Annotated in this window: 13 protein-coding genes and 1 tRNA gene; 10 read left to right on the top strand and 4 right to left on the bottom strand. The window is 46.8% G+C overall.

Annotated features, from left to right (window positions below):
- From F0L74_RS31560 to F0L74_RS31545, 4 genes are all read left to right on the top strand, one after another.
- Positions 1 to 1,146 carry a metallophosphoesterase family protein gene (locus tag F0L74_RS31560; RefSeq protein WP_213087111.1) on the top strand — a complete coding sequence of 382 codons (1,146 nt, stop codon included), beginning with the start codon at positions 1 to 3 and terminating at the stop codon, positions 1,144 to 1,146.
- A 99-nt stretch (positions 1,147 to 1,245) separates the two neighbouring features.
- Positions 1,246 to 1,443: a hypothetical protein gene (locus tag F0L74_RS31555; RefSeq protein WP_149841859.1), complete on the top strand. Its 198-nt coding sequence runs from the start codon at positions 1,246 to 1,248 to the stop codon at positions 1,441 to 1,443.
- A 197-nt stretch (positions 1,444 to 1,640) separates the two neighbouring features.
- Complete coding sequence (locus tag F0L74_RS31550) at positions 1,641 to 5,246, top strand: DUF4450 domain-containing protein (RefSeq protein WP_149841858.1); 3,606 nt, start codon at positions 1,641 to 1,643, stop codon at positions 5,244 to 5,246.
- A gap of 32 nt (positions 5,247 to 5,278) precedes the next feature.
- Complete coding sequence (locus F0L74_RS31545) at positions 5,279 to 6,382, top strand: glycoside hydrolase family 43 protein (RefSeq protein WP_149841857.1); 1,104 nt, start codon at positions 5,279 to 5,281, stop codon at positions 6,380 to 6,382.
- A 5-nt stretch (positions 6,383 to 6,387) separates the two neighbouring features.
- Here the strand turns inward: F0L74_RS31545 and F0L74_RS31540 are convergent, their stop codons facing one another.
- Complete coding sequence (locus F0L74_RS31540) at positions 6,388 to 6,933, bottom strand: hypothetical protein (protein WP_149841856.1); 546 nt, start codon at positions 6,931 to 6,933, stop codon at positions 6,388 to 6,390.
- Between the two features lie 122 nt (positions 6,934 to 7,055).
- Between F0L74_RS31540 and F0L74_RS31535 the strand changes: the two genes are divergently transcribed.
- The 3 genes from F0L74_RS31535 (at position 7,056) to F0L74_RS31525 (ending at position 10,594) form a co-directional block, all read left to right on the top strand.
- Complete coding sequence (locus tag F0L74_RS31535) at positions 7,056 to 8,099, top strand: hypothetical protein (protein ID WP_149841855.1); 1,044 nt, start codon at positions 7,056 to 7,058, stop codon at positions 8,097 to 8,099.
- 791 nt (positions 8,100 to 8,890) lie between these two features.
- A complete protein-coding gene (locus tag F0L74_RS31530; RefSeq protein ID WP_149841854.1) occupies positions 8,891 to 10,030 on the top strand; it encodes a M12 family metallopeptidase in 1,140 nt (379 codons plus the stop codon).
- A gap of 105 nt (positions 10,031 to 10,135) precedes the next feature.
- A complete protein-coding gene (locus F0L74_RS31525) occupies positions 10,136 to 10,594 on the top strand; it encodes a hypothetical protein (protein WP_149841853.1) in 459 nt (152 codons plus the stop codon).
- 99 nt (positions 10,595 to 10,693) lie between these two features.
- Here F0L74_RS31525 and F0L74_RS31520 read toward each other — a convergent pair whose 3' ends face one another.
- A complete protein-coding gene (locus F0L74_RS31520; RefSeq protein ID WP_149841852.1) occupies positions 10,694 to 11,614 on the bottom strand; it encodes a hypothetical protein in 921 nt (306 codons plus the stop codon).
- Between the two features lie 157 nt (positions 11,615 to 11,771).
- Positions 11,772 to 12,419: a hypothetical protein gene (locus tag F0L74_RS31515; RefSeq protein ID WP_149841851.1), complete on the bottom strand. Its 648-nt coding sequence runs from the start codon at positions 12,417 to 12,419 to the stop codon at positions 11,772 to 11,774.
- A gap of 679 nt (positions 12,420 to 13,098) precedes the next feature.
- Between F0L74_RS31515 and F0L74_RS31510 the strand changes: the two genes are divergently transcribed.
- Positions 13,099 to 13,530, top strand: a complete 432-nt coding sequence (locus tag F0L74_RS31510) for a DUF1801 domain-containing protein (RefSeq protein WP_149841850.1) — start codon at positions 13,099 to 13,101, stop codon at positions 13,528 to 13,530.
- Between the two features lie 74 nt (positions 13,531 to 13,604).
- Here the strand turns inward: F0L74_RS31510 and F0L74_RS31505 are convergent.
- Positions 13,605 to 13,677, bottom strand: a tRNA-Lys gene (locus F0L74_RS31505).
- A 141-nt stretch (positions 13,678 to 13,818) separates the two neighbouring features.
- Between F0L74_RS31505 and F0L74_RS31500 the strand changes: the two genes are divergently transcribed.
- Together F0L74_RS31500 and F0L74_RS31495 are read left to right on the top strand one after the other, a co-directional pair.
- Positions 13,819 to 14,997: an acetyl-CoA C-acyltransferase gene (locus tag F0L74_RS31500; protein ID WP_149841849.1), complete on the top strand. Its 1,179-nt coding sequence runs from the start codon at positions 13,819 to 13,821 to the stop codon at positions 14,995 to 14,997.
- 231 nt (positions 14,998 to 15,228) lie between these two features.
- Positions 15,229 to 17,688, top strand: a complete 2,460-nt coding sequence (locus tag F0L74_RS31495) for an ABC transporter permease (RefSeq protein WP_149841848.1) — start codon at positions 15,229 to 15,231, stop codon at positions 17,686 to 17,688.
- Positions 17,689 to 17,728: the final 40 nt, after the last annotated feature.

Genomic DNA, 17,728 nt, shown 5'->3' with positions numbered 1-17,728 from the left:
ATGACTGATAATAAAAATACCATCAGCCGGCGCAGGTTTGTAGCTTCCATGGGTATGCTCACAGCTTCCCTGCCATTAGGCGCATCGGCATTTAATTTCATTCCCAGTGCCGGTAAAGGGTTCAGCTTTATGCTGCTGGGTGATATTCACTTTACAAAAGAGGATTTTCATGACCTGGAATATGTGAGAACAAAATTCTCACCCGGTGATGTGACACAGGTGCATAACTATTCCCGCATTAGCCGGGAAAACCTGCAGCCCTTATTGACCAGAACAAAAGAAGCAGGTAAAAAGCTCAATGCAGATTTTTACCTGCAATTGGGAGATTTTGTAGAAGGGCTTTGTGGTGCGGAAGAATTAGCCAGAAAACAGACTAACGGATTTATTGAATTGGTAAAACAACAGGAGCTCCAGCGCCCATTCTTTGTAATAAAAGGCAATCACGATATTACTGGCATTGGCGCGCAGGAAACGTTTAAGGAGGTGGTATTGCCCTGGCAAACTGCCCAGCAGGATCAATCCTTAAGCACCGCCAATTCAACATTTGTTCATAAAGACGTCCGGTTTATCCTGTTCGATGGTTATACGCCAGATGAAAGTCTTTCCTGGCTAAAAGGCATGCTGGCAACTGCAAAGGAGAAAACGATCTTCTTCTGCGTACACCAACCCGTTGTACCTTTCACGGCCCGCTCCAACTGGCATATCTTCGCTAAACCCTCACAGCAACAGCAGCGGGAAGAGCTCCTGAATTTACTAGGACAATACAACGCCATTGTCCTATGCGGCCACTTGCATAAAACCAGTATACTTACACGGACAACAAAGACCGGTAAGTTTGTACAGATCTGCACCGGCAGTGTAATTGAACATCCGGATGCACCGGTAAAAGACCACCTGGAAGGCCTCAGTGCCTATGGCCCCAGCCTGCTGGATCTCGAGCCTAAGTTTGCGCCTGCTTCGCTGGAAGAACGAAGAACAAACCTGGAAAATGAAAAGCCATTCATCAGGTATTTTGAATATGCGGATTTTATGGGGTATTCCACGGTAACTGTGTCGCCGGTAAAAACTGTTCAAATTTCCATTTACCGCAATATGGATAACGATCCCTGGAAGATCATTGACGTAGATAAATTACTAAATGCGTAGGTCTAAGATTTTTGTATCGCTTTTTTTTTCTGTTATCGCCGGCCATCCTGAAAGCGCAGGATGTGAGTTTTATCGTACTGGGTGATATGCACTTCCAGGATGGAGTATCATGATATGGACTATGGGAAGACAAGGCCGCAGGATTATGAGCAGATCATAAAAGAATATCCGAAATATACAGCCACCGTTTTACCCGCATTTCTTCAATTGATAAAGGAACAGGCGGTAAACCTCAAACCGGCCTCCAAAGCAGTAGTGCAGTTGGGGGGATTGGTAGAAGGTGTTTCCGGTATCTGAACCTGGCACGCCAAATGAGCCGGGGACTGGTTCGTTTCCTGGATTCCGCCCACCTGACTGTCCCCTGGGTATTGGATTATCAGAAAATCCGTATGAAACGGTTAACCTTACCGCATTGCAAAACCAAACGAAATAAGCACTAGTCCAGTTAATTGAGTATCTTATCATTTGGAATAGCTATCCAAATTGAGACCACGATGAAGAACACACTGAGACTGCTTTTATTTGTCAGCCTGTTTATTATTACATCCGTTAGCCATGCACAGGAATTATACCCGCTAAAGCTTTCAGATAAATATTGGCACAACAAGAAATTAGAACTACGCTACAAACCGGAAGGCAGAGACTTTGTCATTACCAATGGAACCCGCCTTTTTACAAGAGCGCTCTACGGTACAAATACCGCCTTTCGTGTGGAGACCGGCGACCGGCCGGAATTTGCTTTCTATATGCCGGGGATGGGTGGCACGCTCAAATTCGGCATTGGTGTTAATGGCCAAACTAAATGGCTTACACAGGCAGATAAGATCACGGCCCGCTATCGCCCCGGAAGCAGGCTGTACACCATCAAAGATCCTTTATTAGGCAGCGGCACATTACACATTGAAATATTAGCGATGGCCGATGCCGAAGGCTGTATCATCAAAACAAGCTTTGAGAACATAACTAAACCGGTCAATTTATATTGGACATTCGGCGGCGCTACCGGCAAAAAGTTTTCCCGGGATGGCGATATGGGACCCGATCCTGAATCCGTATTCTATTTACAACCCGGCAACTGCAAAGACAACAAATACACTATTTACGATAAAGGCAGATTTAACCTGCAATATGGCGCCGGTGAACGCGAACTAACAGGTACATTCGCGCCAAACGCCGATCTCAAAATTGCGGACGCCGGTCATCTCAATTCGCCTGATGAATTATATCGATCCACAGCAGAAAAAGCGCCCGTTATTACTGGAAAATTAACGGCGCAAAACAACCAGGAGAACTATTTCGCCATTCACAATCCCGCCACAAAAGCAGCCATTCCCTACAGCGGCCTGCCTGCTGTTTTTCAGCAAGCCGCCACCGCAAGGGAGCAATTGGCGAACCGTATACTCGTCACCACTCCGGATCCCTTTATCAATACCATTGGTGGCGCTGTAAGCATGGCATCAGATGCTATCTGGGAATACCCCAGCTACATGCACGGCGCTATTGGCTGGCGCATGCGTTTGAACGGCTGGCGTGGACCATATACAGCAGATGTATTAGGCTGGCACGACCGCGCAGCAATCCATCTCAGTGCCTATGCCGCCTCCCAGTTTACCAGCCCGGCTATAGGGCCGGTTGTCCCTGACACCGCCATGCACCTGGCCCGCAGTACCGAAAAATCGGGTATCGGCATGTTCTCCAGCGGTTATATCAGCCGCGATCCTGATGACGTCCGGCTAAGGCCGCATCATTACGACATGAACCTGGTATACATCGATGCATTGTTACGCCACTATCTATGGACCGGCGATACCGCATTTATAAAGAAAACATGGCCGGTGCTCAAAAGACACCTCGATTGGGAGATCAGGAACTTCGATGCAGACGGCAATGGCCTGTTCGACGCCTACGCTGCCATATGGGCCAGCGATGCTTTGCAATACAGCGGGGGAGATGTGACCCACACCTCCGCTTACAACTATTTTCATTTTAAAAAGGCGGCGCAAATAGCCGCCATAATAGGGCAGGACCCGGGTCCATACCTGCGGCAGGCCAGCAAAACGCTCCAGGCTATGAACCAAACTTTATGGATGCCTGGAAAAGGAACTTACGCGGAATTTAAGGATGCAATGGGTAATAAGCTGCTGCATCCTGCCGCCGCCCTGTGGAGCATCTATCACAGCATTGATTCAGAAGTACCGGACCCATTCCAGGCGTTTCAGAGTTTACGGTATATTGATAACGGGATCCCCCATATCCCCATCAGGGCAAAAGGATTAGCCGATAGCGGCTATTACACCGTCTCAACCACCAATTGGATGCCCTACCAGTGGTCCCTGAATAATGTGGCATTGGCGGAATCCATGCACCTGGCGCTGGCAAATTGGGAAGGCGGCCGCATAGACGAAGCCTTCAAACTGTTTAAAAGTGAAGTGCTGCAGTCAATGTATTTAGGCGGAAGCCCGGGCAATATCGTGCAGATCTCCTATTTTGACGCCATCCGTGGGGAGTCCTATCGTGATTTTGCAGACCCCATTGGTATGTTTTCGCGGGCGCTGGTAGAAGGGCTTTTTGGCATTGTCCCCAATGCCCTGGATAAAGTACTGACCATCCGCCCGGGACTGCCCTCCGCATGGAATTACGCATCCTTTGCCACGCCCGATATCTCATTTGATTTCAAAAGAACAGGAAAGACCGATGCCTACACAATTGTGCCAAAACTCCCCCTGGCCCTTTCTCTCAAACTCCGGGTTATCGCACAGGGACAGGTACAAAACATATCATTAAATGGCAAATCCATTGCCTGGAAAAATGTTACAGATGCCGTAGGCAAACCATTAATAGAGATCAACGCCCCGTCAGCCGCCAGCTATAACATAAAGATCGTCTGGACAGGCGCTAAACCGCTGCTGCCATCAAAAGAAAGCACTTATACCGATGCGACAACGCTTACGAAAAGCTTTCCAGGCGCCAGCGTCCTGAAAGTATTTGACCCCCAAAATGTATTGCAGGGTATCAAAACCTCCACAACAGGCTTTTCAGCAGCAATCCACGCCTCTGAAGGCGATCATACGGTATTTGTCCAACTTCGGCAAGGCGGCCTGTCCTGGTGGATGCCCATCTGTTTCAAAGTAGCGCCGGCTATTGAATTAATATCCTGGAAAGATCCTGAAGAAAACAGCAACATATTTTACCTGCAGAACAATACGCAGCAAAATAGCTCCGCAACCATCCAGGTAAATGATTTCAGGATATCCGCCCAAACCGGGGCTAACATCACGATACCGGAATCAGACCTGCTTCCCGGAACCAACAAGGTAAACATCACTTATGGCAACGGAAAAACAATCTCCACGCAGCTCATCGATTGGAATGGTCATAAACAACCACAAGTAGAGACAATAGATCTGTCAAATTATTTCAACGATCAGCTAACGCAGATCTTTAAAAACAAATATCTCTCGCCACGCCCCCAGGCTACCACATTGCAATTGCCCTGGCAGGGCATCGGGGACTGGCCCAAACCCTTAGAGACCTTCGATGTAGACGACAGCGGTCTCCGCAAGACCGCCGGAGAAAAGAACGGGATCATACTCACCCAGGGCATTCGTTTCCGTACACCCGGCAACGCATCCGCGAAAAATATCCTATTCACCTCCCAATGGGACAACTATCCGCATGAGGCGACCATCCCGCTATCAGGCAAAGCGGCCCATGCCTGGTTCCTGATGGCCGGCTCCACCAATCCTATGCAAAGCCAGCTCACGAACGGCGAGGTCATCGTCCGTTATACAGATGGAACAGCGGATACGCTCGTATTACGCAATCCGGAAACATGGTGGCCCATCGACCAGGACTACTACACCGATGGTTTTGCCTTTGCTTTAAAGACGCCCCGGCCTATCCGGGTACATGTAAAGACAGGAAATATCGTAACTGGCGAAAGCTCAGAAGCGGATTTCAACGGTAAGAAGATTCCCGGAGGCGCCGCCACAGTGCTGGATCTGCCACTGGATGCCACTAAAACTTTGCAGGATCTTACGCTAAAAACAATCACCAATGACGTGGTAATTGGGTTGATGGCAGTCACTTTACAGCGATAGTTATTAATTTCACAGTTCCGAAATATTACAAAATGAAAGGAATAACAAAGCTTGCAGTCGGATTTTTCCTGCTGATGACCAATATCACTGGGCTATTGGCACAAACATACAAGAATCCATTACCCGTTGAACTGGGAGATCCATACGTCCTCCAGGTAAAAGGCGGCAAGTACTATATGTACGGAACCGGCGGTGTTGCCAAAAATGGATTTGCCGCCTATTCCTCCACCGACCTGGTAAATTGGAAAAACGAAGGCCAGGTCTATTATGCCGCTAACAGGAATGGCTGGAGTGATTCCACGGCCGCATGGAACGGTGCATATTGGGCGCCCGAAGTCTATGAGCACAATGGCAAATATTACATGTTCTACAGTGCCCAATGGGGAACAAATCCCAATAAAGACCTGGAGAACTTCCGCATTGGCGTAGCGGTGTCTAACAGCCCCACCGGCCCATTCACAGACATAGATAACAAACCTGTTTTTGATCCAGGCTATCCCGTTATCGACGCCAACGTACTTTTCGACAACGGCAGGGCTTACCTGTATTATTCCCGTTGCTGTTACAAACACCCCGTGGAAAGCGAGGTAGCCGCCTGGGCAAAGAAAAAAGGATGGTTTGATGCCATAGAAGAGAGCTGGGTATACGGCGTTGAGCTAAAACCTGATTTCAGCGGCGTCATCGGCGAACCGGTACTATTGTTACGCCCGCCGGTAAAAATGAATGACAAGCAGGCAGAATGGGAAAGCCGCTCAGTCACCTCAAAAGAAATTAACCGCCGCTGGACAGAAGGTTCCGTCGCCTTCAAAAAAGGAAACACTTACTATATGATGTACTCCGCTAACTATTTCGGTGGAAAGAACTATGCAGTGGGATATGCCACTTCAAAAAGCCCCCTGGGTCCCTTTACAAAAGCAGCCAATAATCCCGTCTTACAAAAAGGCGGTACCGTAACCGGAACAGGTCATAACAGCATTACCTATTCTCCGGACGGAAGACAAATGTTATGCGTATACCACGCCCGCACATCCGCAACGGGTGACAAACGCGTCGTCTTTATCGACCGGATGAAGATATTAAAGAACGGGACACTGGTTGTAGAAGGGCCTACTACCACGCCTCAGCCAGTACCCTGAGGACCTTATCTTCCTCTATGGAAGTTTATCTTGTAAAGTATGCGCAAACCTATTACGCCTACCTCATTCTCATAAACAGGCACGGCATCACAGTGCAGCATAAACTCTAAGCTATTGACAGGATCAAGCGCCAGGTCGTAACCAACGCCGGCTGTGCCGCCTATGCCGCTGCTGGAGGCATCTTCGCCCCCAACATACAAACTAGGCGCCAATGTGGTAAATAAGCCTTTGGTGATATAATACCGGACAGGTAAGCTGGTCATCAGCAAGGCAACATTTTGTGAGGACTCCACATAATAGTAACCGTTATAACGGGCCTCACGCTGGCCCTTGATGCTTGTAACGCCGATAAGGGGCGTCAATGCAACTTTATTACTAAGCTTCGCACTGATTTGCAATGCCCCGGTAGTACCTACGGGATAACCGCTCCCGATGGGAAGATTAGGGCCTATCCCAAAACCTGCGGAACTACGTGCCTGTCCCCCGGCATGCATATAATAAAAAGATAAAATAGCTAAAAAGGCAATTCTAACAGACTGTGAGGATTTCATTTTAAAGGGATTTTCCGGGCGCCAAAGATAGGTTAAACTGATCAATACCGGTGGGGATGCATGTTGCTGGTCTTCCCAAATCGATTATATTTATGCCATAAAATCGTTATTCAATTTTACCTATGAAATATTTGTTAACTGCAGTATTCGTATGGACACAGGCCCTTGCCATTTTTGCCCAATCTGCCGATACTACTAAAACCCGAAAGATCAAGACCATCCACCTGAAGGCCAGACAATACCGGGCCAAAGGGGAAACGCTTATACCGTTATCGGGTGTCAGGGTGATCCCGGTTTGTGCGGATACTACCCAGCTGGGATTTATTCCCAAAGGCCTGAAATATGCTGTGCCGGACCGGCCCTACACATCTTTCCTGCAGGACTACGTAAATGACATGCTTAGAAATGTCTATAAAGGATCAGGCATGCAGATGCTGTGGATCATTAAAGACCTGCGCGTCAATGAAGGCCCCGGCGCCATAGTAAGGCTGAAAGCAGATGCCTGGCTCTCCGCAGACAAACAGCATTACAGGTTGCTGAAAACCTTTGATACCATATTGGTCCAACAAGCCCTTTATGTAACTCAAGTGCACGATGATAACATTGCCCACGCGCTGCAGGTGTTCTATATCTACTGTGACCTGGCCGTGGGTACTGCTGCCAGCGACCCGGCGCTAACTGAAGCGGAGATCGTTGCACGGGAGCAGGAAAAATTCCGCGCGCCCATCTATATAGATACCGTTTATAAGGAAGGCGTATATCTTAGTTATAAGGAGTTCCTGGCAAATGCGCCATCTGTTACAGATTATGATATTTCCGTAAGAAAGAATAAGGTGACCATATATGCCAGAGAGGTAGACAGCAGCTGCACAGAGCTGGATGCGCCGTGGGGATTATCAAAGAAAGGGGAATTGTATAAGTACGATTTAAAAGAGTTGGTGCCGTTAGAAAGAAAAGCTAATTCCTTTATAGTCACCAACTACATGAGTGAAGTCAGAAAAAGTAACAATTTGGCTACCTGGAGCGTGATATCACCTACAGTGGCGTTGGCATCGTTACTGTTTTGGGCGCCTAAAGTACATCCGTCGCCAGCTGTGCCACAGCTGGGGGATGAAAAACCGATGGCTACTACGGTAGATCCCTATAGCGGCGAATTCGTGTTTTAGATCTTAAACAGATAATAAGGCGCCCTCAACATAAAGAGGGCGCCTTCGCTTCCGTACAAGCCGGAAGCATGGGTAAATAGATCATGCCTGGTTCGGGTTATCAAACGCAGTCAAGGGTCCTGCAACCACAGGTAGTCTGATCAATAGAGGTCAGACAAATTCCTTTTGACTGTTTTGATTTGCTGAGACTGGAAATTTTGATCTTCAACAGATGGAGTTTTTTGGGCACTGTGACCTTTTTCATAACGGATAGCATTTAATAAATAATCCTCTCCTGTCTTTAGCTTGGGAGCAATGCCATGGAGTGGTTGTTCAGCATACGATCTTGGTTCCAGTAATGAGCGTTTTGTCTTGTTTATTACAGGTGATGTACAAGGCTGCAGGGCGTCAATACCAGGGAAAACAACAAATGCGTTTGGTCTTTATGGGTTAAGCATTTGGGTTTAGAAAATTAATTGTGTTTACTAATGTATTGAAATTTGATCAATGCTGAAAATTTTATTGAAGAATGGTAGGGTTGACTTGCTGAGATTTGAAAGTTCGGGCGCCTTGATGTCTTTCCGTTATGCAACTCCTTGCAGTATTATCGCAGTAGATAATTATTTTTTAATAATAGGAATATTTGTTTAACTTAGACATAGTACTGTTGCAGAGTATCCACGAAAATAATTTGCTTAACCTTACATTCTTTTTTAGTGATAACCTATATTAAATAACCCACGATACCCCCTTATGAACAGAACCCTGGTATTTCATAACCCTCAATATTCCCTTAATCTTAACCAATTAATATGAACATGAAACGTAATTACTATCTGAAAACGCTATCGTTGTTATCAGTACTGTTTTTCTTCTCCTGTACTAAGGACAAATCATCTGATCAGCAGGATAATGCGCAGGACGGCCCCATCACTTTAAAGTCCGGTGTTGTAGTTGAAAAAAAAGGAACTGATTATTTCTGGGAGGGTGATATACGCCTTACCAAAGAACAGTACAAAAATCTGGAAGCCCATGGTCAGCTGCAGGCGAAGAAACCAGACTATGTTGGCGCCGTGAAAAATGCACACCCGGTTTACAATGTACCATTTGAAAACACAGCCCAGGGTGGCCGTACAATCCCAAGGGCATTCAGTATTTATCCCACGCCCTATAACTTATGGGCGATGGTCAGGATCATATATGGATCGAATTTAACCCTGTGGGAGAAACAGAGGGTGCAATCTGCGCTACTTGAAATGCAATCAAACACAAATGTGAGGTTTTACAATGCTACCTGTGAGCCGCTTGTAGATCCCACTTATGGATTTGAATACCCGAACATTGAGTTTTGGTCAACAGATGGCGCTGATGTCAGCAACTCATACCTTGGAAGGGTAGGGGGAGTACAACGCATCAACCTCGCTGATTTCGCCTTTAATTCATGGGACAACAGTGTAATTATCCATGAAATTTGCCACGCACTGGGATTAAGGCATGAACATACGCGCCTGGACAGGAACTCATATGTCACTGTTAATACGTCTAACCTTACTTCTTCCGGACTGGCACAGTTTAGTATACCATCAACAGATTACTATCAGACAGGTGTTTACGACTACACTTCTATAATGGGATATAGCTCTTATACAAGCAGTACATCCGTAGTACATAACACAAGCCTGCCAATGTACACCAGAACCGATGGTACTGATATCTTCCAGGGTAGTTTCCTTTCTAACAGTGACCGGTCCTGGATAAACTATTTTTATCTTCCTTATATGGCAAGAACAGATGTGTATGCAGAATTGGCTCCCGTTGTATATTGGTCAGATAATACAGTTATGACGCCATCTGAAAGACTTGATTTACAAGCGTACTTGAACAATGGCAATCCAAACCCTCCTAATTGTTGCACACTAACCAATGATTTAGGAAAATTTACTTGTCCATAAGTTGACAATACCGGGAAAAAGCCTGCAAAAAATAGCAGGCTTTTTCTCTGTTTGAAGGATTAAAAACCTAAATTGCGTTTTTCAAAATAACCAAAATATCCGCGAATGAAATGCCTTTTCTATTTTCTGTGCCCAATTGTGGCTTTACTGTTATTCCAATCATGCGATAAGAAGGATCAGGACGATGACTTACAGATAGACCCCTTTACATATGGTGCTAAATTCAATTGGCGCGAGGACTCCATAAAGACAAGTGAAAGCTGGACAAAGATCGCAAACGGCAATGCCTTTTCATGGTTAGCCCAGGGGAACACACTGCAAAGCAGTAATTTTGCCACCTATAGCTCCAGGACAAATATCAAAACTGATTTTGTATATACTATCCAGAAAGACTCCGTCTTCGCACTCAAGTTAACCGCTGATAGCATTTATTTCCTGGATGCGAACGGCAATCAAAGAACAGATGTAAAAGGAAAACTAACCCTTTCCCCGGACACTTCTTTGATCTTGCTCAATACAGCGGTATCGCCTGAGATCAGGATAAAATACAGGCTGGAAAAATAAGAGACCCAGCTACTGCCCAGACATGTAAAAAAATGCCGGTTATTGGAACCGGCTTTGTGTGTTTACGCCATGTTTATTTAACCAGTAAACATCTAGCTGTTAGAATTGAACAGTTGCTCCCAGACGGGCTCCGTAATAGTCATTCCTGGAGCCATTAAATTGCGTTGATAGCTGCATACCGTTTCTCAGGTAGGATATGTCAGTTCCCTGGAAGACCCTTGTATTCCCAAACATCCCGTCAAGTGAGAATGAAAGGAAGTCATTGGCGGAATACCTGAATTTTATACTATAGTCCATGCCGTGACCTCTTGCAGTCTGGGCAAAACTTAACGGCTGCATGAATATATCGATCAGATTCCAGTTCGCCTCTCCCCTGTAACTGATCACAGCATAAGTTATATCGGCTCCAACAGAAAAAGAGTGGTTGATCACATAATTACCCTCCACGGAGAAAGCCGGTCCCCGCCACTTGGCTGTATAAGTGCTTCGTAAGTCCGTTAATTCCGGACTAAGGATAGCAAAACTTTGTTTCGCACTTTTATAGGCCGCTCCAGCCCCCAAACTGAACGTCCCCCGTTGTAAAAATATAGCCTTCGCACCTATCCTCAAGACTTCCAGATAACCCTTATTGCTCGAAAAGGGCTGTTGGAACGTAGGATCCGTGCGATCATCGCCCTTATAGTCCGTGTCCTCACCGCTGCCACTAATTACACCGTTTCTTTGATAGTATGCATCTAACCGCAGGCATTTTACAGGGCTATAAGTACCACTTAGATAAAAGCCCAGAGATGTGATGTTATTAAAGTGCAATTCTGATAAAACATTCGGAGATTGACCTTGCAAATTACCAGCAATCGACCAGCTGAAATCATTCTCATTTATCACCGCACCGGTTGAGAAGGTAAAGCGGTTATTCTGGCTTTTAACGAAGGCGCTACTGCATAATAATATTCCTATTGAGAAAATGCACTTTTTTAAGCTACGTACAAATGGTATTGAAGGGATTACCGGATAGTTCATTTGAGGGCCTGTTTTATAAATTCGGAAAGGGTATATTAGGAAAAAATCGTTTGCATGATGGGGAATATGAAGTACAAAGGAATATACAAACATTTTTGCTCTTCTGCAATCGAATATTAGGTTACCCTCTGAAACTGGTCAACTTACCTGGTAAATATTACCTGAGTGACTTCTTAAAAAATGGCCTTAAGTCCTTGTCATCCCCACGCCAATGATAAGGTGTGCCTGCCAATGGCCATGACATGTCCGTAAAGTCGGTGTTACTATTGTCCGCAAACCATTTTTTATAAATGGCATATACCTCATCCATCTTTTTGCGGTCTGTGTTTATTGGTTTACCGGTTTGCCGCTCTATTATAACAGGGTCTATAGGAGGTAATCCTTCAGTAAGCATCCGCGTAAGGGAAAAAAGGGCCTCTACTTCTATGGTAAATGGTTCTTTTTGCTTAGGCCGCTCCCATATGATGTCATGTAAAAAGTAACCTTTGTTGCTCCTTACAGTATCCCCCTGGAAGGTCAAGAACTGTCTTAGTACCTCAATCTTCTCCTCATCGGAATATTTTGAGCTATTTATGATATCTCTGTCATCAACACTGCCCAGAATATACAGGCCTTCACTAGTATCGCCGATTTCCATTCTACGGTCTTCTACATCAATATGCTGGCCGTAAAAATACGCCGTGGTATCCAGGTCTGTCTTGTGTAAAAGATGCCGGTTCTTTTGCGAATACAACTTCGTGGCGGCCACACATGAAACCAGGATCGTAACAACTACAAAGGCAATAAAATAGGTTAGCACTTTCATCTGTTAGTTCTTTTTCTTGTAATAATTTCTTTGTAACTGTGAAACGGGAGTTGCATATACCTTTCCTCGCTGTCCAGGTTATCTTTATATCTTATCGGGAGATATCAAAGCTAATATTATCATTCAGTCACAACGAAGTGCCTGATAAATGCCAAATCCCAACAGCACTTCTACCAGTGTTATCTGTCATAAGAAACTACCTGATAAAACGAACAAGATAAAGGACAGTATCGGTGAAATTGCCACAAACGCTATTGTAACGATATAGCCGATCTTTCTTTGGGTGCTGCTTTCCCGCTCAAATATCAATACGGCTGCTTTGTATCGTTTTTTATTATAAATGCATCTCTTATTTGCGTAATAATTGAGGCACACCAAAAGCAAAGCAACTATCCAATATCCAACGGATGACAATTTTATCAGTTTCATGGCGGCAAATAGCCCGATTGCCAATACAATAGGCATAAACATCGCGGACACTAACAATAACGCACTACACCTGGCATTCATTCCTTTTTTGCTCACTATCAACTTGTACGAATGCACATACAGATAATTATACCAGGATTCCATACCTATTTATTATTGCTCCCGGAAATTAAAGGAAATAAATGAGTAGGTAAGTTAAAATAAACGAAATTTGAAAGGACAGTATCAACGCTCCGTAATTCAATGGTTTATGAACATACAAGACCAAATCCGAAACTATATTGCAAGCCAACCTGAACCCAAACGTAATGAGATGCAAGAGTTGCACCTGCGCGCGCTTCAAGCCTTGCCAGCATGTAAATTGTGGTTCGATAATGGTAAAAACAGCGAAAATAAAACGGTTGCGAACCCTACTATAGGATATGGATCTCATACCATAAAATATGCTAATGGAACAACAAAGGAGTTTTTTCAAATTGGTATCAGTGCAAACACAACGGGTATCTCTGTCTATATCCTTGGTATCAAAGACAAAACATACTTAGCCCGGACATACGGAAGCAAACTAGGCAAGGCGAGCGTAACCGGGTATTGCATTAAGTTCAAAACGCTAAAAGATATAGACATTGATATACTGGAAGCGGCCATACGATATGGCGGAGAAACTCGAAATGAAAGCTGAGCGGATACGCTATCCAGCCCTATGGCCTTAAAGCAAAAGTGAAGCCGTTTAGACTTCACTTTTTTATCTTCCAGTGACCCTGTAGGGACTCGAACCCTAGACCCGCTGATTAAGAGTCAGCTGCTCTACCAACTGAGCTACAGAGTCAAAATTTATAAAAGACTAATTTTCACCAGCCTTTCCCCTTAACAGGGTTGCAAATTTAAGACCTTGATTTAAAATTCACAAAAGTTATTTAACTTAATTGTATAAAAAATCGGGATTTCCCCGCAAAAAGGAGTGTAAAGCATGGAAACAGCGTATATAGTAGCCGGATACCGCACCGCCGTTGGCAAGGCCAAACGGGGCGGATTCCGCTTTTACCGGCCTGATGACATGGCCGTAGACGTCATCACTGGCCTTTTAAGCAGCGTTCCCCAACTGGATCCCAGCCGGGTGGACGATCTGATCGTCGGCAATGCAGTCCCCGAAGCGGAACAAGGCCTCCAGATCGGTCGTATGATCTCCGTAAGGGCCCTGGGAGAAGGTGTTCCTGGCATGACCGTGAACCGTTACTGCGCTTCCGGCCTGGAAACCATCGCCATCGCCACCGCCAAGATCCAGTCCGGTATGGCCCATTGTATCATTGCTGGTGGTACAGAAAGTATGAGCCTGGTACCTACCGTTGGTTGGAAAACGGTACCTAACTACCAGGTTGCCAGCACCACGCCGGATTATTACCTGGGCATGGGCCTCACCGCCGAAGCCGTAGCGCAGGAATACAAGGTCTCCCGGGAAGACCAGGACGCATTCGCCCTGCGTTCCCATCAGAAAGCCCTGGAAGCCATTAAAAACGGTTATTTCAAAGAAGGCATCCTGCCCATAAATGTAGAAGAAGTATATGTAGACGCTAAAGGCAAAAAGCAGAAGCGCTCCTACACCGTAGATACAGACGAAGGCCCGCGTGCAGACACCTCACCCGAAGCCCTGGCAAAACTAAAACCAGTATTTGCCGCAGGCGGCTCCGTTACTGCGGGCAACTCCTCCCAGACTTCCGATGGCGCTGCTTTCGTTATCGTGATGAGCGAAACCATGGTCAACGAACTGGGCCTGAAACCCATCGGCCGCTTGGTAGCCTGTGCTGCCGCTGGCGTACATCCCCGTATTATGGGCATCGGTCCCGTAGCGGCAGTGCCCCGCGCCCTGAAACAGGCCGGTAAATCCCTGCAGGACATAGACCTGGTAGAGCTTAACGAGGCATTCGCCTCCCAGTCCCTGGCCGTTATCCGCGAGCTGGGCATCAACCCGGACATCGTCAACATCAACGGAGGCGCCATCGCCTTGGGCCATCCCTTAGGCTGCACCGGCGCTAAGCTCACCGTTCAGGTCCTCAGCGACCTGAAACGCCTCAACAAAAAGTACGGCATGGTCACCGCCTGCGTAGGCGGCGGACAAGGCATCGCCGGCATTATCGAGCGCATCGACTAGATCTGAATCTATTGCACATATAGCACCAGACCGTCCATTACGCAGCATCCCTGCCATAATGGACGGTTTTTTTTAATATCCCTTCAAAAGCCCCCAATCCATCGCATGTCACCGGCAAAACCGGACATCCCCCGTACGAAAACGAACATCTCTCGCTTCCCCGCCAACTAAAACCGCCTGACTACCAAAACAATATACTTCTGGCATTCCTTTCGTGAAAACTCCATCACTATGCTCAAGAATTACTTTAGGATCGCCGTCCGGAATCTGCTTAGGAACAAGCTGTTTTCCGCCATCAACATATTCGGCCTTTCCATTGGAATGGCCTGCTGCATGTTACTGCTCCTCTACATCCGTAGTGAGCTGATCTTCGACCATCACCAGCAACACGCTGCAAATCTCTATTTCCTCAAAGGGGAAGGCAAGGTAGCTTCCGGTACTGATGTAAAGGTCTTTTCCACTATCTCCGCGCCCTACGCGTCGGCGCTCAAAGCGGCTTTCCCGGAAGTGGAGCAGGTCGCCCGTCTCTGGAGCAACCGTGTCGATTCAAAAATATTGCTGCAGGTAAAAGAGACCGGCAACACCATCCGGTCTTTCTACGAAACAAAAGGCTATCAGGTAGATTCCACTTTTTTCGATCTGTTCTCCTATCAATTTATAGAAGGTCATCCCCAAACCTCCCTGATGGAGCCCAACGCCATCGTGCTGTCAGAACCGGTGGCGCGCAAGCTGTTTGGTAATGCTCCCGCGCTGGACAAAACGATCATCGTAGGGGGCGTCTCCGGCAATGGAGGTATCTTCCGCGTAACGGGCGTATATAAAGATGAAAGCAGCCGTTCCCATATAGACGCCCGCTTTTTCCTGCCCATGTCCGCTGGCTGGGTAGGGAATTTCCTGCGTACAGCCACACTTAACTTTTCCCATAGCAACATGTTCACTACCTATGTGCGGTTGCGTCCGGGTACAGATCCCGGTAAACTGCAGCGTAAGTTTCCGGCCTTTATGGAGCAATACGCTAATAAAGATCTCAAGGCTGCCGGCTATCAGAGAAGCATCTCCCTGCTACCGGTAACGGATATACATTTATATGACCGCGCGGGTAGTATCGTTACCCCCACCAATAGCAAAACCTATCTCTATATATTGTCCAGCATTGCGGGTTTTATCCTGCTCATTGCCTGCATTAACTTTATGAACCTGGCTACCGCCCGTTCCGCAAAGCGGGCCGCGGAAGTAGGCATCCGGAAGGTAATGGGAGCAGAGAAAGGCGCATTGATAAGACAGTTCCTGGGCGAGTCCGTGATCCTATCTCTACTGGCCCTGGTATTCGCGATGGTATTGGTCGCCGTGGGTTTACCCCTGTTTAATCAGCTCACAGGTAAAACATTATCGTTTGCAGTAGTGATGGAAGCGCCCATCATCGGCGCCTTCATTGCATTGGCGCTGCTCACCGGGTTGATAGCAGGCAGTTATCCCGCCTTTTATCTGGCATTATTTAACCCCATACAGGTGCTGAAAGGCCGCTTCATAAACTCAATGTCTGCTACCGCATTGCGGAAAGGATTAGTGGTCTTCCAGTTCGTGATCTCCATCGGACTGGTCCTGGCTACCCTCATCATACAGCAGCAGATGCAGTTCCTTCGTGATCAGCCCTTAGGGTTTGACAAGAGCCAGCAACTGGTAATACCCATGCGCAGCGAGGTCTCGCATAAGGCATATGCCAGCCTGCGTAACGAGATCCTGCAAAGCGCCACGGTACTAGGGGCGGAGGGGACCGGATATTACCCGGGTATCTCCAATCCCTCAGACTTTTCCTTGCATCGCCAGGATCAAACGATCAGCGAAGTACAAACGGCAAAGACAAATTGGGTATCCCCGGATTATTTGAAGATGATGGGCTTCCAGCTGGTCAAAGGCCGCCTGTTTTCCCGGGAGTTTATGAGCGATACCAGCGACCGCATGGTCGTAAATGAAAGCACGCTACGTAAATTGTCCATTCCCCTGGACGATGCCATCGGACAACACCTTGTCTGGGAAGTACCCGGACAAACATCGCATACCTTTGAAATAGTGGGCGTAGTAAAGGATTTCCACTTCGAAGATTTACACCATGTTATTCAGCCCTACGTCTTTTTCCTGGATAGCGGCAGCTTCTTCAATTACATGATCGTACATGTAAATACCGGGCAGATGGACAAAGCGCTGGCGCTGATCGCCGCTAAATGGAAAACCCTTTGCCCGGATGAGCCCTTTGAATACAGCTTCCTGGATGAAGACTTCCAGCGTAACTATCACGCAGAAACGCGTACCTCGCAGATCGTGGGCTGGTTCACCGGCATCTCTATCTTCATTTCCTGTTTAGGCCTCTTGGGCCTGGCTGCTTTTGCTGCGCAGCAGCGTATCCGGGAGATAGGTATCCGCAAAGTACTCGGCGCCTCTGTGGTTAATATCACCGCTATGTTGTCAACGGATTTCATCCGGCTCGTGTGTATAGCCATCATAATTGCCAGTCCCCTGGCCTGGCTCTGTATGCATAAATGGTTGGATGCTTTTGCCTACCGCACCGTCATCAGTGGATGGATCTTTGCCATAGCAGCTGGCTTCGCCGTGTTCATCACGGTGTTTACCGTAAGCACACAGGCAATAAAGGCTGCTCTTATGAACCCGGTAAAAAGCCTGAGATCAGAATAAGCATATCGCCGCATTCGTGTATCTTTAGCTTCGATTAATA

Origin of the sequence: Chitinophaga agrisoli (assembly GCF_008386695.1) — a bacterium.
GTDB lineage: Bacteria > Bacteroidota > Bacteroidia > Chitinophagales > Chitinophagaceae > Chitinophaga > Chitinophaga agrisoli.
Note: the sequence above shows the minus strand (reverse complement) of the source record. Positions and strands in the feature narration are given on the sequence as shown.